Below are 25599 nucleotides of genomic sequence, written 5' to 3'. Positions count from 1 at the left end.
ATCAGCTCGCGGCGCCCGCGAGCAGTTCCGCCGCCGCGATCCCCGACACCCGGGTCGCGCCGTGCGTGACGAGGTGGGTGGCGCCGAACGCGTCGCCCGCCGGGACACCCATCTCGACGACCAGGGCGTCGGGGCGGCTGCGCAGGATCCGGCTCAGGGCGTCGGTCATCCAGCGGTGCCGGGCCGCGTCGCGCACTACGACGACCAGCGCGCGGCCCGTCGCCGGAGTCAGCACCTCGCGGTCGACGAGGTCACCGTGGTGGGCGAGTTCGGGCTCCGTCAGGCGTACGGACGTGGTGCCCGGGCGCAGGTCGCGCAGCGGTACGGCGACGCCCCAGGGGGTGTGGCCGTCGACGGCGAGGTTCATCGTGGGGGAGAGCTCCACGACGTGCGGTGTGCCGGCGAGCGGCAGGGCGGCTTTCGCGGTGCCGGAGCGGTGGCGTACCCGCACCGCGCGGCGCGCCGCGACCAGGCCGATGTCGGAGGGTCCCGCGTCACGGGCCACGGCCCGGGACCGCTCGCCCGACCAGGCGGCGAACTCCCGTACGCGCGCGCCGGCCTCGGCCAGCCGCGCCTCGGGGAGCCTGCCTTCGAGCACCGCCTTCACCAGGGCCGTGGAGAGCAGGTCGAACGTTGCCTCGTCGGCGCTCTCGCCGCCCACGCAGACCGCGTCCACGCCACCGGCCACCGCCATCGCCGTCGCCCCGTCGATGCCGTAGCGGTCGGTCACTGCGCCCATCTCGATGCCGTCGGTGACCAGCAGGCCGTCGAAGCCCAGCTCCCCGCGCAGCAGCTCCACCAGGATGCGGGGGCTGAGGGTCGCGGGCAGGTCCGGGTCGTACGCGGGGGCGAGCAGATGCGCGGTCATCACCGCGCGGACGCCCGCCTCCATCGCCGCGATGAACGGCGGCAGCGCGGTGAGCGCGATCTCCTCGGCGGAGCCCTTCACCTGGGGCAGGCCGTAGTGCGAGTCGACGACCGTGTCGCCGTGGCCGGGGAAGTGCTTGGCGCAGGCGGCGACACCGGCCCCCTGCAGACCGCGGATCCAGGCGGCGGTGTGCCGGGAGACGACGGCGGTGCGGGACCCGAAGGACCGCACGCCGATGACCGGGTTGAGCGGATTGGAGTTCACGTCGGCGCTGGGCGCGAAGTTGAGCGAGATGCCCGCGGCGTGCAGGTCGCGGCCGATGTCGTGGGCGACGCGCTCGGTCAGGTCGATGTCGTCGACGGCGCCGAGGGCGAGGTTGCCGGGGCGGGACGATCCGGTCCAGGCCTCCAGGCGGGTCACGTCGCCGGCCTCCTCGTCGATGGCGACGATCAGGTCCGGGTTCTCCGCGCGCAGGTCCGAGGTGAGCCGCGCGACCTGTTCGGGCGTCTCGATGTTCCGCGCGAACAGCACGACGGAGCCCAGGCCGTCGGCGATCCTGCGGCGGAGCCAGTCGGGGGCCGTGGTGCCCTCGAAGCCGGGCTGCAGCACGGAGTGGGCGAGGTGCTCCAGAGTCGGGTCACTGCTCGGTGCCATGGCGCGACCTCCGAAGATGCGGGTACGTGGCTGATGCGGGTGCGTGGGCGCAGGACGATGCGTGAGACGTACGGTGCACCGGTCGTGCAGTGGGACTCCTGCTGATTGGTCCAGGCCAATCGGATAGTGGATATTGGCTCGTACCAAACAGGGCTGTCAAGGAGTCGGAACCGGTCGAGCCGGGCGAATACACCATGACACGGCGCGAGTTGGTGAATCCTTGAGACTTCCGCTGATCGCAACCGCTGATCGCATCCGCTGGAGGAGAGGGTCATGCGCAGGTACGAACTCGTCGGCAGGCGCGACATCAGGCTGGTCACCGACGTCGCGGTGCCCGAACCCGGCCCGCTCGAGGTGCTCGTCCGGGTCCGGGCCTGCACGGTCTGCAACCGCAGTGATCTCGCCTACTTCCACTACCACGGGCTGCGGGAACACTGCGCCCAGGGCTGTTTCGGCCACGAGATCGCCGGGGTCGTCGAAGCGGCCGGCGCGGGTGTGCGCCGCGTCGTACCCGGCCAGCGGGTCTTCGTGCGGACGCCGCTCACCACCGGATACGCCGACTACGCGCTCGCCAGGGAGGTCGCCGTGGGCGCGCTCCCCGACTCCGTACCCTTCGAGCAGGGCGCGATCCTGCAGCTCCTTCCACTGGCCGTGCACGCCACGCGCGGGGTCAGGCTCGGCGACCGGGTGGCGATCGTCGGGCAGGGGCCTGTCGGGCAGATGGCGCTGCGGGTCGCCGTGGCGCGCGGCGCCGCCGAGGTCGTCGCCGTCGACCTCGACGACTGGCGCCTGGAGCGGTCCCTGGCGGCGGGAGCCGACGCCGTACGACGCGTGGACGGCAGCGCCGAACAACTGGACGCCGTCGGCGCCGACTTCGACGTGGCCGTGGACGCCGTCGGCACCCCCACCACCCTCAACGCCTGCGTGCGACTCGTACGGCAGAACGGCCTCGTCGTCCTCCTCGGCACCCACCACGTGGACACGCACGTCACCGTCGACCTGGTCACCTGGGAGCGCAAGGGCCTGCGCGTGCACAGCTCCGCCGAGCCGCTGGACACCGCTCGCGCCGAGGCGCTCGCCGTCGCCGAACGCCTCGCCCACCGCCGCACCGAAGCCCTGCGCCTGCCCGACCTCCTCACCCACACCTACCCGCTCGATGAACTCCCCAAGGCCATGGAACAGCTCTCCGCGAGCCGCTCCCTCTTCCCGGACGCCGAACAGGCCCCCTACGACGGCCCGCCCCCCGCGACGCTGAAGGTGGCGATCGTCCCCTGAGGGGCGAGGGGCGAGGGGCGAGGGGCGAGGGGCGAGGTGCGGGAGAAGGGGGAAACGGCGTGAGATGGGGCATCGCCGGATACGGCGACATCGTGACCCGGCGGGTGTTGCCCGCCCTGCACGCGCTCGGTGAGGTACCGGTGGCCCTCTGGGGCCGTGACCCGCGCCGCGCCGCCCACATCGCCGAACGGCACGGCGTCGCGCGGTCCGGCGGCGACCCCGGCGTGCTGCTGTCCGGTGTGGACGCCGTGTATGTCGCCACGCCCGTCGTGGGCCATGTGCCGCTCGCCCAGGCCGTGTTGGCGGCCGGGCTGCCCGTACTGATCGAGAAGCCGCTCGCCGGCGGCCTCGGCACCGGCGGCGCCCTCGACACGGCGGGGCCGTGCGCGGGCGTCGCCTACTACCGCAGGCTCGCACCCGCCGTACGCAGGCTGCGCGAGGAGTTGGAGGGGTGGACGCCCGACCGGGTGGAGGTGCGGTTCCGGTGCTCCTTCGAGCCGGGGCCCGACGATCCGATGCGCTGGCGCACCGACCCCGCCGTGTCGGGCGGCGGTGTCCTCGCGGACGCCGGAAGCCACCGGATCGATCTGCTGCTCCACCTGTTCGGGCGGCCGCAGGAGATCACGGCCCGGCTCGGCGGACGCTTCCCGCGCGGCGCCGAGCGGCAGGCCGAGGTCACCCTGCGCTGGCGCTCGGGGCTGCGGGCGCACTGCCTCGTGGAGTGGGGGGACGGGCCGCCGGTGGACCGGATGCGGCTCACCGGCGGGGACCGCACCGTCCGCCTGGACCCGCTGGACTCCGGCCGCGTCGAAGGCGCTGCCGGGCCGTCGTCGTCGCTCCTGCTGCCGCCCGGGGCCAACCCGCACCAGCCGCTGATCGCCGACTTCGCGGCCGCCGTCGCGACGGGCACCGTCCCCGTCTGTCCGCTGGCCGAGGCCGTGCTGGTCGACGACGTGATCGTCGCGGCGGAGCGCTCGGACGCGGCGGGCGGACGGGCGGTCAGGCCGTGGGGCTGAATCTGCCAGGCGCTGAGGGGGAGGCGAGTGTCAGGTGAAGGCGAGCAGCAGGTCCTCGCCGGTCGAGGGGTGGAGGCCGTCGGTGCGGTCGGCCAGGTAGCGCTGTGCGAGCGAGACACCCGCCACGTGCCGGGCGTCCTTGAAGCCTGCTTCGAGGGCCAGGGCCAGCACTTCCCGCGGAGTGTAGGAGCTGACGAAGGGGTTGCCCGACCGGCGTGCGCCTTCCTCGCTCGTCCGCAGGCCGGGGCGCTCCGCGGGGTCGGCGAGGTCGTACGGCAGCAGGAAGGTCATGGCGAACGTCGAGCCGGGGGCGAGGGCCGCGGCCTGGCGGAGCGTGGCCGTGGTGCCGGCCTTGCTGATGTACATGCTGACGCCGGTGGAGACGACGACCGCGGGCCGGGCGGGGTCGAATCCGGCCGCGGCCAGCTCCTCGGACCAGGAGGCACCGGCCTCGAAGTCGACCGGCACCAGGTGCAGCCAGTCCGGGACGCCGTAGCCGAGTTCGACCAGCCGACGGCGCTTCCAGGTCTGCGTGGCGGACCGGTCGACCTCGAAGACCCGCAGGCGCGAGGCGAGGTCGGGCTTGCGCTGGGCGAAGGTGTCGAGGCCTGCTCCCAGGATGACGTACTGGGTGACGCCGAGGCCGGCCTGCTCGGCGATCAGGTCTTCGACGAAACGGGCGCGGACCACGACGGACGCCCGGAAGGCGCTGGTGGCCCGCGCGTCCATGTCCGGGCGGTCGCGCCACGCCTCGTCCGGGGCCACGAGGCGCAGGCCGACCTCGTCCTCGACCACGTGCGGCGGCTGGTCGACCTGGAGGTGCAGGGCCCGCCAGAGCGCGGTCCGCATCGCGGTGCTGTCCGGCGCGGCGCCCGGTTCGTCGGTCATGGTGCTCCCTTTCGCGGCGGACGCCCCTCCGGCTCCGTCACAGTTTCCCCACCACGGGTGCCCTCAAGCGCCGTCGTCCGCCGACCACGGCCGTAGCCAGCGAGGGTCCGGGGTGTCGCCCGAGCGTACGAAACGGGCGTCGACGGACAGCCGCATCGTGTCCGTCGTCGTGTCCAGGGAGGCGTGGATGACGCGTGGCAGGTGCACCATCACGTCACCTGCCGAGAAGTCGGCGTGCAGCCAGCGGCGGCCCAGCGTGCGGGCGGTCAGCTCCAGATCGTGGCAGATCTGCCGGCGGTCCCCGGGCCGGTCGGTGACGTCGCGCAGCGGGGCGTACTCCTCGGGCGACAGCCGGTGCGAGCCCTCCAAATAGACCAGGGCGCCGGTGCGCGGCGGGCAGTCGCCGACGGGGATCCAGAAGGTGACGACGCGCGGGGAGCCCTCGTCCATGTAGTCGAAGTCGACATGCGCACGCGAGGCGCGCCGGGTGCCCCGGTGGAAGTGGCGCAGGATGCGGCGCGGCAGCATCTCCGCCTTGCCGTCCAGAAGGTGGGCGGCGAGCTCGGCCAGGACCGGATTGCTCACGAAGTGGGCGAAGGGCGCCGAGCGCACGAAGGCATGGGCCGGATGGCCTTCCACCCCGTGCTCGGGCACGCCCGCGGGCACCCGCCCGGAGAAGACGCCGTCCACGGGGGTGGTTCCGGGCGCCAGCAGACCCGGTGGGAAGAGGGCGAAGTACCGGCCGCGCAGCCGCAGCACCTCGGCGCGGTCGAGCAGCCCCGGCAGGTACAGGTAGCCGTCCGCGTGCAGCCGCTCCCGCAGCACGTCGGGGTCGGCCGCCGGTGCCCGGAGGTCCGCGCTGGATCGCAGCGGGCCGAAGAGCTCCGGCGTGAAGGGTATGGGTACGCCGTTCGACGACAAGTTCACGGTGCGTGTCCCTCGATCCTTCGGTCAGTAGACGCCTTCCACCGCCTCCGCGGACTCCTGGAAGGGCCGCACGGCGGCGACTCCGTCCCAGGGGAACCACGGGTGCGGCCCGGTCCTCACCGCGCTGTCCCGCTCCAGAAGGTTGGGCAGGAAGAGGTCTTCCAGGAGGGTCGTGGCCCGTACGCGGCCCCGCTGCCCGACCGCGACTTCCTGCCAGGGGTCCGCCGGGTCGACGACCCGCAACACCGCGAAGGGCGGCGGCAGATGATAGGAGTGGCCGGTCCCGCCCGGTACGGCGGGCGCGCCGGCCACGGCGTCGGCCTGCAGCGCATGGCCGACCAGGGTGTTGCCGTAGGTGTCGATCCACTGCACCCCCGGCAGGTGCTCCTCGCGCAGGAACTCCGCCTCCGCGGCGGAGCACGAGGTGCCGCCGGTGCAGACCGCCCGGATGCCGTACGTGTGCAGGGGGCGGGGCAGCCGCATCGCGAGTTCCACGAGCAGCCGCGAGGTCGTGAAGAGCAGCGCGGGCCGCTCGGCGGCGAGCAGCGCGAGCGTCTGGTCGATCAGGTGGGCGGTGTAGGCGTCGGCCGTGCCGCCCGAGCGCAGCGCGGCCTTCACCCAGCGCGGATCGAAGTCGATGGCGTGCACCGCGCCGCGCCAGCTGTCCGCGAGCCCCTCCACGAAGTGCCCGTACGCGTGCGGGCCGCTCGGCGTCATCGCGAGCACGTCGCCGCCCGCCACCCCGCGCGCCTCAAGGACCGTGCGGTAGATCTCCACGTCGTACGCGAGGCGGGTGACGTTGACGATCCGGCAGGGCGCGCCCGTGGTGCCGCCGGTCTCGAAGACCCGGAAGGGCCGGTCGTGGTAGCCGCGCGGCCGCAGGTCGCGGGCGCTCGCGGCACGCAGCTCGGCCTTGTCGAAGAGGCCGAAGCGGTCGAGGGCGGCGAAACCGTCGATGTCCCTGACCGGGTCGAAGCCGAGCTTGTCGCGCCGCGCCACCCAGAAGGGGCTGCCGGTCTCCGGGTCGAAGTGCCAGCGCATCATGCGGCGCGTCCAGGTGTCCAGGTCGACGCCCAGCTCAGGGACGCGTTCGCGCAGCACGTCGGGCAGCGTGCCGAAGGCGGTGGTCATCCGGGCCTCACTTCGCTGGGCGGTACACGAACAGGGACTCGGCGGTGATGGCGCGCACTGCTGCGCGCGATGCGCTCAGGACGGCGGCGAAGGGGAAGGGGACCTCGTGGCCGATGAGGGGGTGGGAGACGGTGTCTGTCGTGAAATGGCCGCCGAGCAGGGCGAGTTGAGGACTTGCGTGGACGTCGGGCGTCGCGCTGTGTGTGACGGGCGGCAGGCGGGTGAGGAGCCGGTCGCCGGGGCGCAGGCGGTCGTGGACGGTGCGCGCCGCGCTCTCGGCCGCGCCCGGCTCACGGAAGGCGGTCAGCGGCCACTCGCCGTCGGGCCGGAGCGCGTCGAGTGCGGCGGCGAGTGCCAGGGCCAGGGGCTCGGCCGCGCCGGGGGCCTCGCAGACGACGGTGCGTACGTTGCTGCAGAACCGCCCCGAGTCCGCCGCGACCAGCGGCAGCAGCCAGGACACGGCCTCGTCGACGGGCATGGCCGGCGGCACCAGGGCGCAGCCCCGGCCGGGGCCGTGCAGCGTGAGCGCGGGGGAGTCGCGGACCGAGGCGGCGAGCCCGGCGCCGCCGTACACGACCTGCCGGTCCGTGAGCCGCAACAGGCCTGGCAGGAAACGCTGTTCGGTGGGGTACAGGCCGAGGCGTTCCGGGGGCCAGCCCGCCGCGAGCAGGGCGGCGACGAACCGGGCGGCGGAGAGCGGTTCGCGCCGGCTCGGGCGCACCCACACGCCCGCCGAGCGCTCGGCCTGGTCGCAGACCGACTCCAGGCAGGTGAAGGTGTTGCCCGGCAGTGCGACCAGGGCGAGGCGGCCGTCGGGCTCCGGGGCCCCGCCCCGCTTGAGCAGGCCGTCCCGCAGCATCGCGCACCACCGGTCGACCAGGGCGCGCGGCAGCCCCGCACTCTCCCACAGCGCCGAGCGGAAGTCCCCGGCGCTCTGCTCGCCGATGCCGCCGACGGCGAGGGTGCCCCGGTCGAACAACGCCGTTGCGGCGTGCAGGAGTTCACGGCGCCCGGTGAGCGGAGGCAGCTGCGGGAGTGCGCTGTCCCACCAGCGCCGGTCCGCGGCGGCGACGATCTCCGGGACCAGCGAGAGTCCGCTGCCCGGCGGGCCCGGCAGGGGCACCTGGTCGAGCGACGTCCGCCACTCGCCCCTGCGGAAAGCGCGGAGCACGGCGGTCACGGCAGCTCGCTGCGGAGCGCGGCGGCCACCTGAATCTGTTCGGCCTCCGTGAGGGACGGGTACAGCGGAAGGGCGATGTGGTGCCGCGCGAACCAGCGGGCCCGCGTGAACGCGCCGTCGCCCGCGTCCTGTTGACGTTGTGGCGCGAAGTACGGGTGATCGCAGAGCAGATGGTCGTAGACCTCACCGGCCAGGGCGACGCCGTGCCGCTCGCGCAGCCGCTTCTTGAGGAGCGGACGGTCCAGTGGGGCGTCGGGGGACAGGTAGAGGACGTACTTGTAGAAGTTGCTGCCCGCGGCCTTGGGCACGTCGTGCGTCCGCACTCCCGGCACGTCGGCGAGGAGCGCGTCGTACCGCGCGGCGAGCGCACGGCGCGCCGCGAGCGTGCGGGAGAAGCGCTCGAGGTCCACCGTGCCCACGGCGGCGTGCAGTTCGCTCAGCCGCCAGTTGCCGCCGGGCCGGTCGTGCAGCGTGGAGCCCGGGGCGCTCTTGCCGTGGTCGCGCCAGCGCCGCACCTGCTCCAGGTCGTCCGCCGAGGCGGCGCAGAGCAGTCCGCCCTCACCGCTGACGGCGACCTTCGTGGGGAAGAAGGAGAAGGCGCCGAACCGGCCGAAGCTCCCGGCCGGACGCCCGTCGAGGGTGGCGCCGAAGGCGTGCGCGGCGTCCTCGACCACCGGGATGCCGCGCTCCTGGCAGAGCTTGAGCACCGCGTCGAGCGCGGGCGAGACGATGCCGCCGATGTGCACGGGCAGTACGGCGGCCGTGTCGTGATGCCGGGCGAGGGCGGCGCGCAGGGCGTCCGGGTCCATGCCCAGACCGTCGAGCTCGATGTCGACGAAGCGCACGGCCGCCCCGGCGCGTACGGCCGCCGCGGCCGTGGCGAAGAACGTGTTGACGGGTGCGAGCACCGTGCGGCCCGCCACGCCGACGATGCGCAGCGCGATCTCCAGGGCCGCCGAGCCGGAGGCGACCGCCGCGGTCTCCGCGCCGGTCCAGGGCCGGGCGAGCTCCTCGAAGCGGGCCACCTGTGGACCTTGGGTGAGGATGCCGGAGGCGAGCGCCGCGTCGACCCGGTCGAGTACGACGCGGCGCTCGGACACCTCGAAGTGGATGCGCTGGGCGGGCACTTGACGCCCGGGGCCCGGGGCTTTGCCGTCCGGTGCGGTCCGCGGTGGGAGCGTACGTCTGAAGAAGTCCGCCGCGTGGCCGACGTGGGTGCCGTGCCCCATGGGCAGCGCGTGGATCTCCGCGTCCGCCCCGACGGCCGTGTACGCCGCAAGGACGCGGTCGGCCGCGGCGCGTGCGTCGGCCGGTTCCAGGTAGGTGTCGGCCGTGCCGTACTGGAGCTGGAGCGGGGCCGGGGCGAGGGCGGTGTACAGGTCGGGGAGGTCGGCGTACTCCAGGATGCCGGGAAGCACCGCGCCCTCGTAACCGGTCAACAGCCTTTCGTACAGGGCCGGGTAGCTGCCGATGTGGCTGGCCGCGCAGAGCGGGATGTCCTGGTGCTCGGTGAGCAGCGCGGTGTGCAGGGCGACCGCCGCCCCGAGGCTGTGGCCGAACAGACCGACGCGGTGCGGGTCGACGAGCGGGTGCGCGGTGAGGACGTCCAGCGCGCCGAGGGCGTCCCCGGTGAGGGCGCCGAGCAGGGAGCGGCCGGTGAGGGCGAACGCATGGGCCAGCAGCGCCCCTTCGTCCCGGCCGGCCCTGCGGTCGGCGTCCATGGCGCCGCCGATGCCGTGGTCGAAGGAGAGCGTGACGAAACCGGCCCGCGCCAGGTGCTCGGCCACATTGCGGTCGGGGTGGTCCGGGGGCACGTCTCCGGTGAGCTGGTCCAGGCGGGCGTTCTTGCCGCCGAGGACGAGGACGGCCGGTCCCGGGGCGGCGTTCGGCGGGGCAAGGAGGGTGGCGTGGAAGGGGCCGCGTACGGGGGATTCGAGCAGGAGCCGCTCGTGGTGCAGCCCGTCACGCGCGGAGGAGGTGGATTCGGCGACGGCGAGCGGGGCCCGCTCCACACGGGCCAGCCGCTCGACGACGGCACGGACCCGGCGGGACCGGGTCGCGTGCGCTTCGGTGTTGTTCGCGGTGGTGGCGCCGGTGCTGTTGTCGGTGCTGTGGGGTTCGGTGGGGCGCAGGGCCGGCTCGGCGGCGAGCAGCCTCTGGAGGTGACGTAGCTGCATGCGCGGCTCAGACGAAGTCGCCGTGCAACGTGCTCGGCACTTCCAGCGAGTAGGCGTCCAGGGCCTCGTCGAGCTTGATCTGACCGCGCTTGAGGAGCTCCAGGAGCTCGTTCTGCGGCCGGTAGAAGCACGACTTGCACAGGTCGGTCCTGCGCGGGTTGGACGCCTCCCATTCGGCGCGCGGCCCGCCTTCCAGGACCTGTGCGTACCCCTGCTCGACGACATTGCCGATCAGGTAGCGGCTGTTGAGGTGGACCTGCGGGCAGGGGTAGAGATTTCCGTCGGCGCCGACGGCCGTGACGAAGCGGCTGTAGTGGCAGCGCTCGAAATCGCCCTCGACCTCCTCGACCTGGTCCATGGGGCCCCGGTCGAGTTTGGGCACCGACACTTCGAAGGCGTCCGTGGAGAGCTCGGCGGCGCGCTGGAGGGAGTCGGAGATCTCCGGCATCACGGATTCGATGGTCTCGTGTCCGAGTGCGCTGTAGAACTCGGGCTCGAAGCGTACGTAATGCGCCCCGGACTCATGGGCGATATGGGCCGCCTCCATGATTTCCCGGTAGTTCTGCAGGGTGATGACGTAGTTGAAGCCGATGCGGAAGTCCGGGTCGACGGCCTTCTCGCGGAGCTTGCCGACCGAGCCGATGAACTTCGAGAACGTCTGTTCGCGGTCCCGCGTGATGTCGTCGAAGGTGGCTTCCGTGCCCGCGTTCAGGCCGATGCGGACCCAGGTGTGGGTCGCGGCGACGCATTCGGCGACCTTCGGGCGGCCGAGCCGGGAGCCGTTGGTGATCAGGCCGATGCGCAGTCCGGCCGCGTGCCCGGCCCGGCAGATCTCCGTGTACCCGGGGTGGATGGTGCACTCGCCGCTGCCGCAGAAGGTCACGGCGCGCCCGTCGTTGGCGGCGAACTCGCGCAGCAGGGTGACGGCCTTGTCGGTGGCGATGGAGTCCTTGAACGAGAACAGGTCGTAGAACTGTTCCTCGTTGGGGGAGTGGAAGTTGCAGAAATTGCACCGCATATTGCAGGCGCCCATGATGCCGATGCGCATATGGACCGGCTTGATCTCCTCGTCCGCCACGAATCGCCGCAGCAATTCTCCGTGGGCGAGTACTTTCTGCGGTGAGTGTGCCTGATCGAGGCTGACGATGGGCAGGCCCTCGCGATTTTGCGGGAATGCCATTCCAATATCGCCGGCAGCAGGTGTGCTGTTCACGAACCCCCCACGCATGATCGATGTGCGGTGACGTTCTTCGAGCGGTAATGGCGACATTAGGGAGCGCCGGAAGGGGTGTCAATGGGTCTAGACAACTGGGTAGTTTATGGCGGAATCAAGCACCCCGGTCTGTTCGGGGAGCCCCTCGGCGTGGTACTCGCGGACGGCCCGCGCCCCGGCCGGGGCACGGGCTGCCAAGCGCTACGCGCTCTTCGGGTGCAGCCTGTCGAGCGCCTCGGTGACCCAGGCCGTGATGGACTCCTTCTGGAGGCCGAGGCCGGTGAACGGACCCGCGCCGTCCTCGAACTCGACCAGGGCCAGCAGGAGATGCTCGGTGCCGATGTAGTTGTGGCCGAGGCGCAGCGCCTCGCGGAACGTCAGCTCAAGCACCTTGCGCGCCCCCGCGTCGTACGGGATGACCTCTGGGGCCTCGGCGGCCGTCGCGGGCAGCGCGTCGAGGGCAGCCCGGCGGACGTCGTCCAGGGAGGCGCCCGAGGCGACGATCGCCTTGGCGGCCAGCGCCTCCGGCTCGCTGAGGAGGCCCAGGATCAGATGTTCCGCGCGGACCTCGTCGTGCTGGGTGGCCTTGGCCTCGTTGTGCGCGGCCATCACGACGTTCCTCGCCCGGGGGGTGAAGCGGCTGAAGCCCTGGTTCGGGTCGAGGTCGGAGCTCTCGCCCGGCTTCTTGGGTACGAACCGCTTCTGGGCCGCCTGCCGCGTGACGCCCATGCTCCTGCCGATGTCGGTCCAGGAGGCGCCGGAACGCCGCGCCTGGTCCACGAAGTGGCCGATGAGGTGGTCGGCCACGTCGCCCAGGTGGTCGGCGGCGATGACTGCGTCGGAGAGCTGGTCGAGTGCGTCGGTGTGCGCCGTCTTGATGGCGTCGATGAGATCGTCGAGGCGGATGGGGGTCTGAGGGGTGGTGGGGGACGGGCCTGCTGTACCGGACGCACCGGATGTGCCGTCGGAAGGTGTCATGTGACAACCGTAGGTTGACAGTTGGGCACTGTCAACCTACGGTTGACACCTGCCGTGAACTGTCGGTGGGGGGAGAGCGGCAAGGCCGCCACGAGAGGTGCCGGGGCACAGGGCCCGCTCACACCTCCGCGCCCCGCACTGTGGTGCCCGCGGCCATGGGAGGAACGGCCGTCGCTCACTAGCCTTTCGGCCATGACGAGCGAACATCCCGGCCCCGCCGGGCACCCGCGCACCGGCAACGGCACCGATGGAGGCCCCGACCACGTGGACCTCGCCGGACGCACCGCCCTGGTGACCGGCGGCGGCAGCGGCATCGGGCGGGCCTGCGCCGAGGCGTTCGCCGCCGCGGGTGCCCTCGTCCACGTCGTCGACATCGACGGGGCGTCGGCCAAGGCGGTGGCCGACGCCGTCGACGGTGTCCCGCACGCCGTGGACCTCACCGACGCGGGAGCGGTCCAGGCACTGCCCACCGCCGTGGACATCCTGGTCAACAGCGCGGGCGCCCAGCACATCGCGCCCATCGAGGAGTTCGACCCGGCCCGCTTCGAACTCCTCCAACGCCTGATGGTCACCGCGCCGTTCCTGCTGCTGCGGCACTGCCTGCCGCACATGTACGGCAGGGGCTGGGGCCGGGCCGTGCACATCTCCAGCGTGCACGGACTGCGGGCCAGCCGCTTCAAGTCCGCGTACGTCGCCGCCAAGCACGGCCTGGAGGGGCTCAGCAAGGTCGCCGCGCTCGAAGGCGCCGCGCACAGTGTGACCAGCAACTGCGTCAACCCCGGTTACGTACGTACGCCACTGGTCGAGGGGCAGATCGCCGACCAGGCCGCCGTGCACGGCATCGCCCCGCACGACGTCGTCACGGACGTCCTGCTCGACCGCTCCGCGATCAAACGCCTCATCGAGCCCGCCGAGGTCGCCGCCGTGGCACGCTGGCTCTGCGGACCGCACACCGGCTACATCACCGGCGCCTCACTGCCCGTGGACGGCGGCTGGGGCGCCGGCTGACCCGCCGCGGACTGCCCGAGGAAAACCCTGGGTCGGGCCGCCCCGGGGCGCGGCCGGGCCCGGGGGCCACCGGTTCACCGACACTGCGTTCGAGGTCGTACGCCCCACCTGCCCCGCCCGCCCCGCCGGGCCCGACAGACCGCCGTGGCCCCCGTAACCGGACCCCAGGGTTTTCACTGTCGCCCCCGTCCGCGTACGGGGCCATGGTGTACCCACGGTCGCGAAGACGCGGCGGACCCGAAACACCGGAACAGGGGAGCAACACCGGTGGCCGGACGTACTACGGGGGTGTACGGCCGGACGGACGGCCCGTCAGCATCGGGGGAGCGACCGTCGCGAGGGCGGGGGGCGGGGGTGCCCGTAGGCACCCCCGCTCGGGTACGGGACGTATCCGGGACCGGGCGCACGCCATCGCTGCCCGTACGGCTGTGGGGGCCGCACGCGGCGCGAAGTGGGCCCGGAGCCCGCGCGACACGGCCCCGACGGTCCGGTCAAGGCCGGACTGCCCCGCCCGACCTTCAGAGCCTGTCTTTGAACCCCCGTCTGCGCAGCGGCGCCCGGCACGCGCCCTCGGCGCACGGAGCCCCAGGACAGGTGGCTCCGCCACATGACCTGGAACTCCGCACTCCGATCGCACGCTTCCCCAAGCTCTCGGCTCCGCTCGAGCAGGGGAGGCCCCAATCCACCGCTGCGCCCGCGCTTCGCGCGGACGACGAGGGTTCAAAGACAGGCTCTCAGGGACGGGCCCTCAGACCCCCGACGCCTCGGAGACCTCGGAAGCCTGCGCGAGCAGGCGGACCAGCTGCGCCCTGCGGTGCACCCCGTCGAGCTTGCGGTAGATGTTGCTCAGGTGGAACTCGACGGTCTTCACGCTGAGGAACAGCCGCTCCGCCACCTCGTGGTTGGTCAGACCACGGCCCACCACCAGCGCGACCTGCAGTTCCTGCGGCGTCAGCCGCTGCAACGGGGCCCGCTCGGGCCGCACTTCGGTGCCGCCCGCCGCGTGCAGCTCCGCCGCCACCCGCGCCGCCCACCCCGCCGCGCCGAGCCGCTCGAACGTGGCGAGCGCCCGCTCCAGCAGCCGCCGGGCCTCACTGCGCCGCCCCTGCCTGCGCAGCTGCTCGCCCCACGCGAACTCGGTCCGGCCCCGTTCGAAGGGCACGGGCCGCTCGGAGAGCAGCGTGAGGGAGCGCCTCATGTGCCGCGACGCCGCCTCCGGATCGCCCGGTTCCAGCAGCCCGCGGCACCGGGCCGCCGCCCCCGCCGTGACGGGACGGTGACCGCGGGCCGCCTCGCACTCCAGGACGTCGAGGACCTCGCGCGCCTCCGCGGTCCTGTGCAGATGGACGTACGCGTCCGCCAGGTCGGCCGCCCATGTCAGATACAGGCCGTCGCCCCGCCCGTGCCGCTGCGAGAAGGCCCGCACCTCCTCCAGGTGGTGCACGGCCTCCTCGAAGCGGCCGAGGCCGAGCTCCAGGAGGCCGAGCCCGCCGAGCGCCCGCGCCGCGTCGAGTTGCAGCTCGGTGGAGGCGGCCCACTCCATGGCCTGCGCCGCGTGCCGCCGGCAGTCCTCCTCGCGGTTGACGGCGGCCTCGGTCCTGACCAGGGCGGCGAGCCCGCGAGACACCTCGATCAGCTGCCCGGACGCCTCGGCGAGCCGCACCGCCTCGTCGGCGTGGGCCAGCGACGCCGTCCAGCGGCCCCGCCAGAACTCGACCACCGACAGCGTGCCGAGCAGGTGCGAGAGCAGCCCCACCGCGCTGGAACCGCGCGCCGTGTACGCGGCGCGGTCCAACAGGTCGTGCGCCTCGTCGAGTTCCTCCGCCGCGAGGTGGCACAGGCCGCCCACCCCGGCGACCGGGTAGGGGAAGGTGGGGTCGGGCGCGGCGAGCGGGCCCGCCAGTTCGCGCAGGAGCGCCCGGCCGGCCTCGGCGTCCCCGCCGAGCAGCAGCACCAGCGTGCGCAGCAGCCGCACGGGCGCAGGCGGCTCGTGCGCGGAGTCGGCGAGCTCCATCGCGGTGGCCGAGGTGCGCCGGGCCGCGGTGAGGTCGCCGACCGCAAGCTCGGTGAGCGCGATGCCGCCGAGCATGATCGCGGCGAGCGCCGGGTCGACCTTCTCGGCCTCGTCGACGGCCGACCTGAGCAGGTCGCGCGAGCGCGTCGGCCGGCCGCGCTGCACGTCCAGGTAGCAGCGGAGCTGGCGGATGTCGAGCTGGGTGCCGAGCTGTTCGGCGTGTTCCAGGGCGCGGTCCAGGATCGCGGCCGCCTCGTCCAGGGATCCCGCGGCCTGTGAGGCGCGGGCCGCGCACAGCAGCCGCTCCGCCTTGCGCTGCCCCTCAGGCGTGAAGCGCGCCGCCCGTTCGTAGAGCCGGGAGGCCAGGGGGTACGCGAGGGTGTCGGGGGCCCCGGCGGCGGCGTTTTCCAGGAGGGACGCCACATGCTCGTCCGGTTCGGCGCCCGATGCGGCCAGATGCCAGGCGTACTGTTCGAGCGCGGGCGCGGTGGCGCCCTGCAGGGAGCGGGCGATGGCGTGGTGGGCCCGCCGCCTGCGCACGGCCGTCGCGCTGTGGTAGACCGCCGAACGCACCAGCGGATGCCGGAAGGCGTACCCGTCCCGCTCCTCGACGACCAGGCCCGCGGCCTCGGCGGTCTCCAGCGACTCGTAGCTGAGCCCGTGCGCCCGCAGCGCCGCCTCGGTGCCCGCCAGCGGCCGGGTCCCGAGGACCGCGAGCAGCAGCATCGCGTCCTGCGCCTCCGAGGGCAGCCTGGCCACGGCGCTGCCGAACGTGTGGGCCAGCATCTCGCCGATGGGCAGCGGCGCCCCGGAGTCCACGTCGTCACCGGCGCCGCTCCCGGCGAGCAGCGCGGGCAGTTCGATCAGCGCCAGGGGATTGCCGCGCGCCTCCGTGAGCAGCCGGGCGGCCTCCCGCTCGGTGAGCTGTGCGGTGCCCTTCTCGGCGATCAGCCGGTGCGCGGACTCGGGGTCGAGGCCGGTGAGGGTGAACGTCTCGATGGAGGCGAGCCGGGACGCGGCCTCCTCCTGCTCGTCGCGGGCGGTGAACAGGACGACGACGCCCTCGCGGCCGAGCCTGCGGGTGGCGAAGGCGAGCGCGTCCAGCGAGTACGGGTCGAGCCACTGCGCGTCGTCGACGGTGACCAGGACCGGGCTCTCCTCGGCGAGCGCGCCGAGCAGGCTGAGCGTGCCCGCGGCCACCGCGAAGCGGTCCTGGGCGACGGCGGGTCCGAGCGCCAGCGCGCCGGTGAGCGCCGCCGCCTGCCGTTCGGGTATGCGGTCGAGGAAGTGCAGGACGGGCCGCAGCAGGTCGGCGAGGCCCACATAGGGCAGGTCGGACTCGACCTCGACGCCGCGCGTGGAGAGCCGCAGCAGGTCGTCGGCCTGCCCGGCGACATGACTGACCAGGCTGGTCTTGCCGATCCCGGCCTCACCGCGGATGAGCAGGGCGCCGCTCTCGCCCCCGCGTGCCTTGTCGATGAGAGCGAGAAGACGCGCGCATTCCGCGGAACGCCCCAGGAGCATACGTAAAGCGTACCGGCGGTACGCGACTTCGGAGAGGCACGGAAGCGGACGGATCTTTTCTTCTCGGGCCGTGCCTCTGTCAACCGTCGCCGCCCCTCGCTACCCTCCGCGCATGATTCCCACGGTGGTCTGGGGCACCGGCAACGTCGGCCGTGCGGCCGTGCGCGCCGTGGTGGCCCATCCCGGTCTCACGCTCGCTGCCGTGCTCGTGCACCACCCCGCCAAGGTCGGCGTCGACGCCGGTGAACTGGCGCGAATGGGGCGGGGGTTGGGGGTGACAGCGACCGATGACGTGGCGGCGGTCCTCGCCGCCGGGCCGCGCGCCGTGGTCTACGCGGCCTCCGGCGACCTGCGCCCCGACGAGGCGCTCGCCGACGTCGTGCGGGCGGTGCGGGCCGGGGCCGTGGTCGTCACGCCCGCGCTGTACCCGCTCTACGAACGGCGGGGCGCACCGCCGGAGTTCAGGGACCCGGTGCTCACGGCCGTCGCGGCGGGCGGCGGGTCGCTGTTCGTCTCCGGTGTGGACCCCGGCTGGGCCAACGACGTCCTGCCGCTCCTTGCCAGCGGCCTCGGCTCCACCGTCGACGCGATCCGCTGCCAGGAGATCTTCGACTACTCGACGTACGACCAGGAGGATTCCGTACGGCACCTGATCGGCATGGGGCACCCGATGGAGTACGAGCCGCCCATGCTGGCGCCCTCGGTGCCGACCATGGTGTGGGGCGGACAGATACGGCTGCTGGCGCGGGCGCTGGACGTCGAACTCGACGGCTTGCGCGAGACGTTGGAGCGCCACCCGCTCGACGCCTCGGTACGCACCCGCACGATGGGCGAGTTCGCGGCGGGCACCCAGGGCGCGGTCCGCTTCGAGGTGCAGGGCGTCGTCGGGGGCGAATCCCGCATCGTCATCGAGCACATCACCCGCATCCACCCCTCCTGCGCGCCCCACTGGCCCTCGCCCCCCGACGGCGGCGACGGCGCCCACCGCGTGATCGTCGAGGGCCGCCCGCGCATCGAGGTCACGGTCGAGGCCACCGACGAGGACGAGAACCGCTCCGCGGGCGGCAACGCCACCGCGGTGGGCCGCCTGGTGAACGCCGTCGACTGGCTGGTGGACGCCGAGCCCGGCCTCTATGACGCGCTCGACGTCCCGCTGCGCCCGGCAGCGGGACGACTGGGAAGGAAGTGACGCATGAGTGGTCCCTTGCGCATCGACATACCCGAGGGCCAGGACGCCATCCCGTACGTGTGGGGCGACATGGTGCCCGAGATCGGGGCGGCCGCGTCGAACTTCTCGCTCGCGGTGTACGCCCACACCACCCTGGGGCTGCGGGAGTTCGAGGCGGCCCGGCTGCGGATCGCCCAGATCAACGGCTGCGCGTTCTGCCTGGACTGGCGCACCGAGCGGGACGGGGACAAGGTCGAGAGCGAGTTCGCCGAGGCGGTGGCCCAGTGGCGTACCACCGACGCCTTCGACGACCGCACCCGGCTGGCCGCGGAGTACGCGGAGCGGTACGCCCTGGACCACCACCATCTGGACGACGCGTTCTGGGCGCGGATGACCGCGCACTACAGCCAGGCGGAGATCGTGGAGCTGAGCATGAGCATCGGGTCGTGGCTCGCCTTCGGCCGGCTCAACCACGTACTCGGGCTCGACACGGTGTGCGTGCTGCCCCGGCCCTGAGGGCCTGTCCTTGAACCCCCGCCCTCGCCCCCGGCGGCGGACTCACAGATCCGTGGCGATGATCTTCTCGATGTTGCGTTCGGCGAGCGCCGTGATGGTGACGAACGGGTTGACGCTGGTGTTGCCCGGGATCAGGGCGCCGTCGATGACATAGAGCCCCGGATAGCCCTGCAGGCGACCGTAGTTGTCGGTGGCCCTGCCGAGCACCGCGCCGCCGAGCGGGTGGTACGTGAGGTGGTCGCCCCAGATCTTGTAGGTGCCGAAGAGGTCGGTGCGGTAGATCGTCCCCTCCTTCGCGTTGATCTTGTCGAAGATCGTCTTGGCGGCGTCGATCGAGGCCTGCTTCCACGCGGTCTGCCAGTTCAGGTCGACCCGGTTCGCGGCCGCGTTCCAGCTGAACGCGGCGCGGTGCGGGGTCCTGGTGATCGACAGGTAGAACGAGGCGTACGTCTCGATGCCGGTGGGCAGCGGCGCCACCTCGGCGAAGACGCCGCCCGCGGCCCAGTTGTCGATGCCGGCCGTCGGGATGGACGACTGGAGCTTGCCGGTGGCGTCCCACAGGTGGTTGGCGCGGCCGCACATGACGTTGCCGTTGTCGCCCCAGCCCTGGCCGATCTCGCCGTTGAGGCGGGGCAGGGCGCCGGTGGCCTTCAGCTTGACCAGGAGCTTGCTGGTGCCGACGCTGCCTGCGGCGAAGAAGACCCGATCGGCGGTCACCGACTTGGTGGCGGTGGTCTCGCCGTCGGTGCCGAGTTGCAGAATCGTGACGGTGTAGCCGCCACCGGCCGCGGGAGTGACCGAGGTGACGCGGTGCAGTGGCGAGATGGTGACCCGTCCGGTCGCCCTGACGCGGGCGAGGTAGGTCTGCTGGAGGGACTTCTTGCCGTGGTTGTTGCCGTAGAGGATCTCACCCGCGAGCGCCGACCTGGGGACGGTGCCCGCCTGCTCCCGCTTCATGTACTCCCAGTCGTAGACGTCGGGCACGAAGGTGAAGCCGAAGCCCGAGCGCTGCGCGTGCTTGCGGCCGATCCGGGCGTACTGGTAGCACTCGGCCGTCTCGAACCAGGCGGGGTCGATGGTGTTCACGCCCAGGCCCGCGTTGGCCCGCGGGTAGTAGGTGCCGTACATCTCGGCGGCGTCGACCGTGGGGAGGATCTCGCCGAAGTTCTCGCGCTTCGGGGTGACCGCCATGCCGCCGTTGACCAGGGAACCGCCGCCGACGCCGCGGCCCTGGTAGACGATGATGCCGCCGAACTCCTCGGCGTCGAGGATTCCGGTGTGGCGCGGCACGTCCTTGTCGAGCGGGAAGCCCAGGAAGTTGCTGATGGGCTGCTTGGTCCGGGTGCGCAGCCAGTACGAACGGACGTCCGGGGCCGTGGTGTTGGCGAAGATCTTGCCGTCGGCGCCCGGGGTGTCCCAGGCCATGCCCATCTCGATCATGTGCACGTCGACACCGGCCTCGGCGAGCCGCAGGGCGGCGACGGACCCGCCGTATCCGCTCCCGATCACCAGGGCCGGTACGTCGGCGCCGTCGGTGATCGGTGCGGCCGTGGCCCTCGCCCGCGCCGGGGAGGCCTGACCGGCCAGCGCGACCGCCCCCAGAATAGAACTCGTTCCCGCGATGAACCTTCGACGTGACACACCATCAGAAGTGGTGCCATGCGCGGCAGATGCGCTCATGTGATCTTCCTCACGTTTGGCTGAACAGAAACGAGTTCTACTGCTGCGAGTGTATGAAGTCACGGCATACCTATGAGTAATTTCCAGCCGCGCGAGGCCCTCAGTGGTCCGGGTGGTTGTCCAGGTGGTGGCCCGCCCAGACCGCCGGGGTACGGCCCGACCACGGGCTCGCCTCCTCCAGCTGTCCCGCGAGGCGGAAGAGCAGGCCTTCGCGCCCGTACCCGGCGGCGAACTGCATGCCGATCGGAAGCCCCGTGCCCGCGTCGGCCATCAGGGGCACGGACATGGCGGGCGTGCCCGAGACATTGAACGCCACGGTGAACGGCGACAGATCGAGCAGGCGGCGGAGCCAGCCAAGACCGTCGAGCTCGGTCGCTCCCTCGGCGTGGGTGCCCAGGGGTACGGGAAGCTCCGGCACCGTCGGGGTGAGCAGCACGTCGTACGTGTCGAAGTGCCGCGCCAGGCTCCGGGAGACCCGGTTGCGGACCGCGAGGGCGTCGACGAACTCGGCGCCGCTCACCCGCCGCCCGTAGTGGTAGCTGGCAAGGACCGGCGGTTCGAGGGTGGTCGAGTCGACGGGCCGGCCGAAGGCGGCCGCCAGTGCGTCGACCGACGCCGTGAGGTTCGCCGTCCACTGGCGGGCGCTGGCAAGCACGAACTCCTCCCAGTCGACCCCGAGACCGGCCTCGGCCTCCACCACGTGGTGGCCGAGGGATTCGAGCAGACCCGCGGTGCGGGAGAGCGCGTCGGCCACGGGCGCGGTGGTGCGGTGGCCGCCCCATGCCTGCCCGAGGACGCCGACCCGCAGGGCGCCCGGCGCGCGGGTGACCTCCTGCGCGTACGGCCGGGGCGGCTCCGGGGCGAAGTAGGGATCGCCCGGCTCCGGGCCGCGTATCAGGTCGAGCAGCACCGCGCTGTCCCGCACCGTGCGGCTGACGCTGCCGTGCACGGCGAGGCCGTTGAAGATCTCGTCGAAATCGGGGCCCGCGGAGACCCGGCCCCGGGTGGGCTTCAGGCCGAAGAGGCCGTTGTAGGAGGCGGGGACGCGGATCGAGCCCGCGGCGTCGGTGGCGTGGGCGATCGGCACCACCCCGGCGGCGACGGCCGCGCCCGCGCCCCCGCTGGAGCCGCCCGCGCTGCGCCGCAGGTCCCATGGGTTGCGGGTCGGGCCGTACAGCACGGGTTCCGTCGTGTTGCTGTAGGCCATCTCCGGCGTCGAGGTGCGGCCGAACGTCACGAGGCCGGCGCGGCGCAACCGCCGCATCAGGAAGGAGTCGGTGGCGCAGACGTGGCCCGCCGCGAGCCGGCTGCCCAGCTCCATGCGCCGCCCCGCCATGGCCACCGCGATGTCCTTGATCAGGAAAGGGACCCCGGCCAGCGGCGAACTGCCGGGGCGGGGCTCGTCGTCGGCCGGCCAGGTCTCCACGACGGCGTTGATCCGCGGATCGACCGCCCGCGTGGCCTCCCGTGCGACCGCCTCCAGTTCGGCGGGGGTCACCTCACCCTTGGCGACCAGCTCGGCGAGCCCGACCGCGTCGTGGCTCACGTACTCGGTGATGCGCACTGTCACTCACTCCCGGCAGAGAAGAAGATACCTTGCGGTGTCGCGCGATACCGCCCGGTATCGCGTGGCACGGGCTGGTACCGTAGCAGCGGGTCGCAGGACCGGCAACGAACGCCAACGCACGGAGTGGTCATGGCATCGACCGTCAGCAGGCCGAGCAGAGTGGCGCAGCTGCCGCCGCGTGAGCGCATCCTCGACGCGGCCGAGGAGCTCTTCGAGAGCGAGGGGATCCGGCGGGTCGGCGTCCAGGCGATCGCCGAGCGGGCGAAGACCACCAAGATGGCGATCTACCGGCACTTCGAGACCAAGGACGCGCTGGTCGCGGAGTGGCTGCGGATCGTCGCCGCCGACTATCGGGCGGCCTTCGACCGGGTCGAGGCCGAGTACCCCGACCGGCCCCGGGAGCAAATTCTGGGCCTCGCCCGCTTCATCGCCGAGGGGCTGCCCGCGGTCTCGCACCGGGGCTGCCCGTTCATCAACTCCATCGCCGAGCTGCCCGACCGCGCCCACCCCGCACGGCAGGTGATCGAGGACCACAAGGCCCACCAGACCCGCAGGCTGGTGGGCATGTGTGCCGCCGCCGGGCTGACCGATCCGGAGCAGGTCGCGGCCGAGATCACCTTCGTACTCGAAGGCGCCCAGGTCAGTACGCAGAACGGCAGCATCGACCGGACGGGCGAGCGGCTGATGCGGATCGTCGAGGGGATCGTGGACCGGTCCCGCCCGTAGTCAACTCGCGCCGGTCACTTGCCAGGTGGGGCGGCGGCCGGAATGCGGCGGTGGATGTCGCTGACCATGTTCCTCATCGACATGCGGAAGATCTCCGCCTGGTGGCCGTCGAGGAACGACGTGTGCCCGAACACCTCAAGGACCACCAGGCCGTGCATGTGCCCCCACGCGCTCAGGAGCAGAGCGGTCGCGGGCGGCGGCAGCGTGCCCATGCCGGTCGGCGGCAGCTGGGACAGCTGCGCCCGGAGTGACGGTGAGAGCTCGGGGGCGTCGGCTGCGGCGAGTTGGGCCGCGGTGAACCCGTGGAACATCTCGCGCTCGAAGATCAGGCTCATCCGGCGCGTCGCCTGCGTGGTCGGGCCCTCGGCGGGCGCTTCGTAGCCGCGCAGCGGTGTGCCGTAGAGGAGTTGGAAGCGCTCCGGGTGGGCGATGCCCCAGCGGCGGTAGCCCTCGGCCGCGACGACCGGGCGCGGCAGGTCAGGATCGGGCGCGGCCTGGTCGACGGCGGCCTGCACGGCGTCGGCCACGTCGCTGTACGCGTGCGTGACCAGCGCCGTGACGAGGGCGTCCCGGTTCGGGAAGTAGTGGTAGAGCGCCTGCACGGTCATGCCGAGGTCGCGGGCGACGGCGCGCAACGACAGGGCGGCGGCCGTCCTGCTCGCGGTGAGCTTCTTCGCCTTCGGCACGGCCGAGATCAGCTTCCTGCAACTCTTCGGCCTGGGCAGCGGACTCGCCATCCTCATCGACGCCCTCGCCGTACGCGGCATCCTGCTGCCCGCCGCGATGCGCCTGCTCGGCCGTTCCGCCTGGTACGCGCCCGGGTTCCTGCGGACGTTCCACGCACGGTTCGGCCTCGGCGAGAAGACCCCCGAGCCCGCACCGGCCACCACCCCCGCCCCCGCGGCCGAGCCGCCGTACGCCAACAGCTCGACGGACGCCTGACCCCGCCGAGCCCCCGGTCGCGGTGCCCGCCTCCCTCCCCCGGAGGCGGGCACCGCCATGCGCAGGGGCAACGCGCCCCGGGCGGTGATAGGGCGGATCCCGCGCAGGCCATCGACCGCGCCCACCCCGCCGGGAGACCATCGCCCCATGCTTCCCTCCACCACGGGCGCGGACCCCGCCGAACCCCGGGCGGCCCTGCGCACGCTGCTCGACCTGCTCGCCCGGGGCGCGCCCGCCGAGGAGTTCGCCCGCCCCGCGGCACGGGCCCGCGAGGCCGGCGCCACTACCGACGACCTGGCCGCCCTCGACGAGGCCACCGACGTGGCGCTGCGCGTCCACCGCACCCTGGGCACGCACCGCCGCCGTGAGGCCGAACTCACCGCGCTGTTCGACACCGCGAGCGACCTGGCCGCGCTGCGCGACCCGGACGCCGTGCTCCGCGCCATCGTGCGCCGCGCCAAACTGCTCCTGGGTACCGACGTCACGTACCTCTCCCTGAACGACGAGGCGGCGGGCGACACCTACATGCGGGTGACCGACGGCAGCGTGGCCGCCGCCTTCCAGCAACTGCGGCTCGGCATGGGCGAGGGCCTCGGCGGCCTCGTCGCCCAGACCGCCCGCCCCTACGTCAGCGGCGACTACCAGCAGGACCCCCGCTTCCACCACACCGACGCCATAGACAGCGCCGTCCGGCAGGAAGGGCTGCGGGCCATCCTCGGCGTACCGCTGCGCCTGGGCCCACGCGTCATCGGCGTGCTCTACGCGGCCGACCGCGCGGCCCGCACGTTCACCACCGAGGAGATCGTGCTGCTCTCCTCACTCGCCGACCACGCCGCCATCGCCATCGACGGTGCCCGCCTGCTCGAGGAGACCCGCGCCGCGCTCGTCGAGCTCAACGCCGCCAACGAGACCATCCGCGCGCACAGCAGCGCCATGCGCCGCGCGGAGCAGGCCCACGACCAGCTCACCGATCTCGTCCTGCGCGGCGGCGGCGCCGACGAGGTGGCCGACGGCATCGCCGCGCTGCTCGACGGCGGGGTCCTCATCCACGACGCGGACGGCGTCGAACTGGCCCGCACCACCGGCGGCACCGGACCGCTGCCGCCGCCCGCGCCCGCCGTCGCCGCCTCGCGCACCAGTGGCCGCGCCGTCCTGCAGGACGGCACCTGGGTCTGCGCGGTCCTCGCGGGCCCCGAGATCCTCGGCAGCATCGCCCTCACCGGGCGCCCCGAACTCGCCGACGCCGACCGGCGGTTGTTCGAGCGGGCCGGCGTCGTCACCGCGCTGCTCCTGCTGCTGCGCAGGTCGGTGGCCGAGACCGAGGACCGGGTGCGCGGCGAACTTCTCGGTGACCTGCTCGCCACCACCGGCGACCCGGCGGGCCTGACGGGCCGCGCCCGCCGCCTGGGCGTCCGGCTCGACCTGCCGCACGCGGTGTTCGTCGCCCACGGCGAGAGCGCGCCACGGCCCCGGCTGCTCGCCGCCGCCCACCGCACCGCCCGTGCCCACAGCGGCCTGGCCGGCCTGCACCACGACAGCGTGGTGATCGTGACCCCCGCCACCGCCCCGGACGCCGACGCGCGGGCGCTCGCCACCGCGCTCGGGCAGGCCGTGGGCGGCCCGGTCACCGTGGGCGCGGCGGGCCCGGCTACCGGACCCGCCGGGCTGCCCGGCGCGCACGCCGAGGCCCTGCGCTGCCTCTCCGCCCTGCGCGCCCTCGGTCACACCGGGCACGGCGCGACCCTCGCGGACCTCGGCTTCGTCGGCCTGCTCATCGGCGAACAGGCCGATCTGGGCGGCTACATCAGGGCCACGCTCGGCCCGGTCCTGGAGTACGACGCCGATCGCGGCACGGAGCTGGTGCGCACCCTGGAGGCGTACTTCGGCCAGGACCGCAGCCTCACCAGGGCCAAGACCGCGCTGCACGTGCACGTGAACACGGTGGTGCAGCGACTGGAACGGGTGGCGCGGCTGCTCGGCGACGACTGGAACACCCCGGCCCGCACCCTGGAGATCCAACTCGCCCTGCGGCTGCACCGGTTGACGCCGCGAGCGTGAGCTTCACGCCAGTGGCAAGTTGTCACATCCGCGGCTGTTGGATCCGTCACCCATGCGACCTACCCTGGAACCGCCTGAAAGGGAGTCGC

20 protein-coding genes are annotated in these 25599 nt (G+C 73.1%); 8 read left to right on the top strand and 12 right to left on the bottom strand.

What is annotated here, in order from left to right; genetic code table 11:
- Window position 1: 1 nt before the first annotated feature.
- Window positions 2-1522 carry a glycoside hydrolase family 3 protein gene (locus ACFVYR_RS02380; protein WP_384247733.1) on the bottom strand — a complete coding sequence of 507 codons (1521 nt, stop codon included), beginning with the start codon at window positions 1520-1522 and terminating at the stop codon, window positions 2-4.
- Window positions 1523-1795: 273 nt separating this feature from the next.
- Between ACFVYR_RS02380 and ACFVYR_RS02375 the strand changes: the two genes are divergently transcribed.
- Window positions 1796-2797 carry a zinc-binding dehydrogenase gene (locus ACFVYR_RS02375; RefSeq protein ID WP_384247732.1) on the top strand — a complete coding sequence of 334 codons (1002 nt, stop codon included), beginning with the start codon at window positions 1796-1798 and terminating at the stop codon, window positions 2795-2797.
- Between the two features lie 59 nt (window positions 2798-2856).
- Window positions 2857-3813, top strand: a complete 957-nt coding sequence (locus ACFVYR_RS02370; protein WP_384247730.1) for a Gfo/Idh/MocA family protein — start codon at window positions 2857-2859, stop codon at window positions 3811-3813.
- Between the two features lie 30 nt (window positions 3814-3843).
- Here ACFVYR_RS02370 and ACFVYR_RS02365 read toward each other — a convergent pair whose 3' ends face one another.
- From ACFVYR_RS02365 to ACFVYR_RS02335, 7 genes are all read right to left on the bottom strand, one after another.
- Window positions 3844-4701, bottom strand: a complete 858-nt coding sequence (locus tag ACFVYR_RS02365; RefSeq protein ID WP_384247729.1) for a class I SAM-dependent methyltransferase — start codon at window positions 4699-4701, stop codon at window positions 3844-3846.
- A gap of 63 nt (window positions 4702-4764) precedes the next feature.
- On the bottom strand, window positions 4765-5628 hold the full coding sequence (locus tag ACFVYR_RS02360; RefSeq protein ID WP_384247728.1) for a phytanoyl-CoA dioxygenase family protein: 864 nt from the start codon (window positions 5626-5628) through the stop codon (window positions 4765-4767).
- Window positions 5629-5652: 24 nt separating this feature from the next.
- On the bottom strand, window positions 5653-6759 hold the full coding sequence (locus ACFVYR_RS02355; RefSeq protein ID WP_384247726.1) for a hypothetical protein: 1107 nt from the start codon (window positions 6757-6759) through the stop codon (window positions 5653-5655).
- A gap of 7 nt (window positions 6760-6766) precedes the next feature.
- Complete coding sequence (locus ACFVYR_RS02350; RefSeq protein ID WP_384247725.1) at window positions 6767-7939, bottom strand: hypothetical protein; 1173 nt, start codon at window positions 7937-7939, stop codon at window positions 6767-6769.
- The gene (locus ACFVYR_RS02345) at window positions 7936-10116 is read right to left on the bottom strand and encodes a DegT/DnrJ/EryC1/StrS family aminotransferase (protein WP_384247724.1); all 2181 of its coding nucleotides are present in this window, start codon (window positions 10114-10116) and stop codon (window positions 7936-7938) included. Before ACFVYR_RS02345 ends, ACFVYR_RS02350 begins: the two co-directional genes overlap by 4 nt.
- Window positions 10117-10123: 7 nt before the next feature.
- A complete protein-coding gene (locus ACFVYR_RS02340) occupies window positions 10124-11296 on the bottom strand; it encodes a radical SAM protein (protein ID WP_384247722.1) in 1173 nt (390 codons plus the stop codon).
- Window positions 11297-11530: 234 nt separating this feature from the next.
- Window positions 11531-12307: a Clp protease N-terminal domain-containing protein gene (locus ACFVYR_RS02335; protein ID WP_384247720.1), complete on the bottom strand. Its 777-nt coding sequence runs from the start codon at window positions 12305-12307 to the stop codon at window positions 11531-11533.
- A gap of 264 nt (window positions 12308-12571) precedes the next feature.
- Here ACFVYR_RS02335 and ACFVYR_RS02330 point away from each other — a divergent pair, with 264 nt between their 5' ends.
- Window positions 12572-13315: an SDR family oxidoreductase gene (locus tag ACFVYR_RS02330; RefSeq protein WP_384248013.1), complete on the top strand. Its 744-nt coding sequence runs from the start codon at window positions 12572-12574 to the stop codon at window positions 13313-13315.
- 748 nt (window positions 13316-14063) lie between these two features.
- Here ACFVYR_RS02330 and ACFVYR_RS02325 read toward each other — a convergent pair.
- On the bottom strand, window positions 14064-16853 hold the full coding sequence (locus ACFVYR_RS02325; RefSeq protein WP_384247719.1) for an ATP-binding protein: 2790 nt from the start codon (window positions 16851-16853) through the stop codon (window positions 14064-14066).
- A 112-nt stretch (window positions 16854-16965) separates the two neighbouring features.
- Between ACFVYR_RS02325 and ACFVYR_RS02320 the strand changes: the two genes are divergently transcribed.
- Both ACFVYR_RS02320 and ACFVYR_RS02315 read left to right on the top strand, forming a co-directional pair.
- Window positions 16966-18042 (top strand): dihydrodipicolinate reductase, encoded by a 1077-nt coding sequence (locus ACFVYR_RS02320; protein ID WP_384247717.1) that lies wholly within the window; start codon window positions 16966-16968, stop codon window positions 18040-18042.
- A gap of 3 nt (window positions 18043-18045) precedes the next feature.
- Entirely contained in the window at window positions 18046-18537 is a 492-nt protein-coding gene (locus ACFVYR_RS02315) for a carboxymuconolactone decarboxylase family protein (protein WP_384247716.1), read from the top strand.
- A 42-nt stretch (window positions 18538-18579) separates the two neighbouring features.
- Here ACFVYR_RS02315 and ACFVYR_RS02310 read toward each other — a convergent pair whose 3' ends face one another.
- Entirely contained in the window at window positions 18580-20217 is a 1638-nt protein-coding gene (locus tag ACFVYR_RS02310) for a GMC oxidoreductase (RefSeq protein WP_384247714.1), read from the bottom strand.
- Between the two features lie 100 nt (window positions 20218-20317).
- Window positions 20318-21781, bottom strand: a complete 1464-nt coding sequence (locus tag ACFVYR_RS02305; protein ID WP_384247712.1) for an amidase — start codon at window positions 21779-21781, stop codon at window positions 20318-20320.
- Between the two features lie 132 nt (window positions 21782-21913).
- Here ACFVYR_RS02305 and ACFVYR_RS02300 point away from each other — a divergent pair, with 132 nt between their 5' ends.
- A complete protein-coding gene (locus ACFVYR_RS02300; protein WP_384247710.1) occupies window positions 21914-22510 on the top strand; it encodes a TetR/AcrR family transcriptional regulator in 597 nt (198 codons plus the stop codon).
- A 14-nt stretch (window positions 22511-22524) separates the two neighbouring features.
- Here the strand turns inward: ACFVYR_RS02300 and ACFVYR_RS02295 are convergent, their stop codons facing one another.
- Window positions 22525-23196, bottom strand: a complete 672-nt coding sequence (locus tag ACFVYR_RS02295; protein ID WP_384247709.1) for a TetR/AcrR family transcriptional regulator — start codon at window positions 23194-23196, stop codon at window positions 22525-22527.
- Between ACFVYR_RS02295 and ACFVYR_RS02290 the strand changes: the two genes are divergently transcribed.
- Complete coding sequence (locus ACFVYR_RS02290) at window positions 23174-23452, top strand: MMPL family transporter (protein ID WP_384247707.1); 279 nt, start codon at window positions 23174-23176, stop codon at window positions 23450-23452. The genes ACFVYR_RS02295 and ACFVYR_RS02290 overlap by 23 nt on opposite strands.
- Window positions 23453-23599: 147 nt before the next feature.
- Window positions 23600-25510, top strand: coding sequence for a helix-turn-helix domain-containing protein (locus tag ACFVYR_RS02285; RefSeq protein ID WP_384247705.1), 1911 nt, complete (start codon window positions 23600-23602; stop codon window positions 25508-25510).
- Window positions 25511-25599: the final 89 nt, after the last annotated feature.

The organism is Streptomyces sp. NPDC058284, assembly GCF_042881135.1.
GTDB lineage: Bacteria > Actinomycetota > Actinomycetes > Streptomycetales > Streptomycetaceae > Streptomyces.
This window is presented reverse-complemented; position numbering and strand designations above follow the sequence as displayed.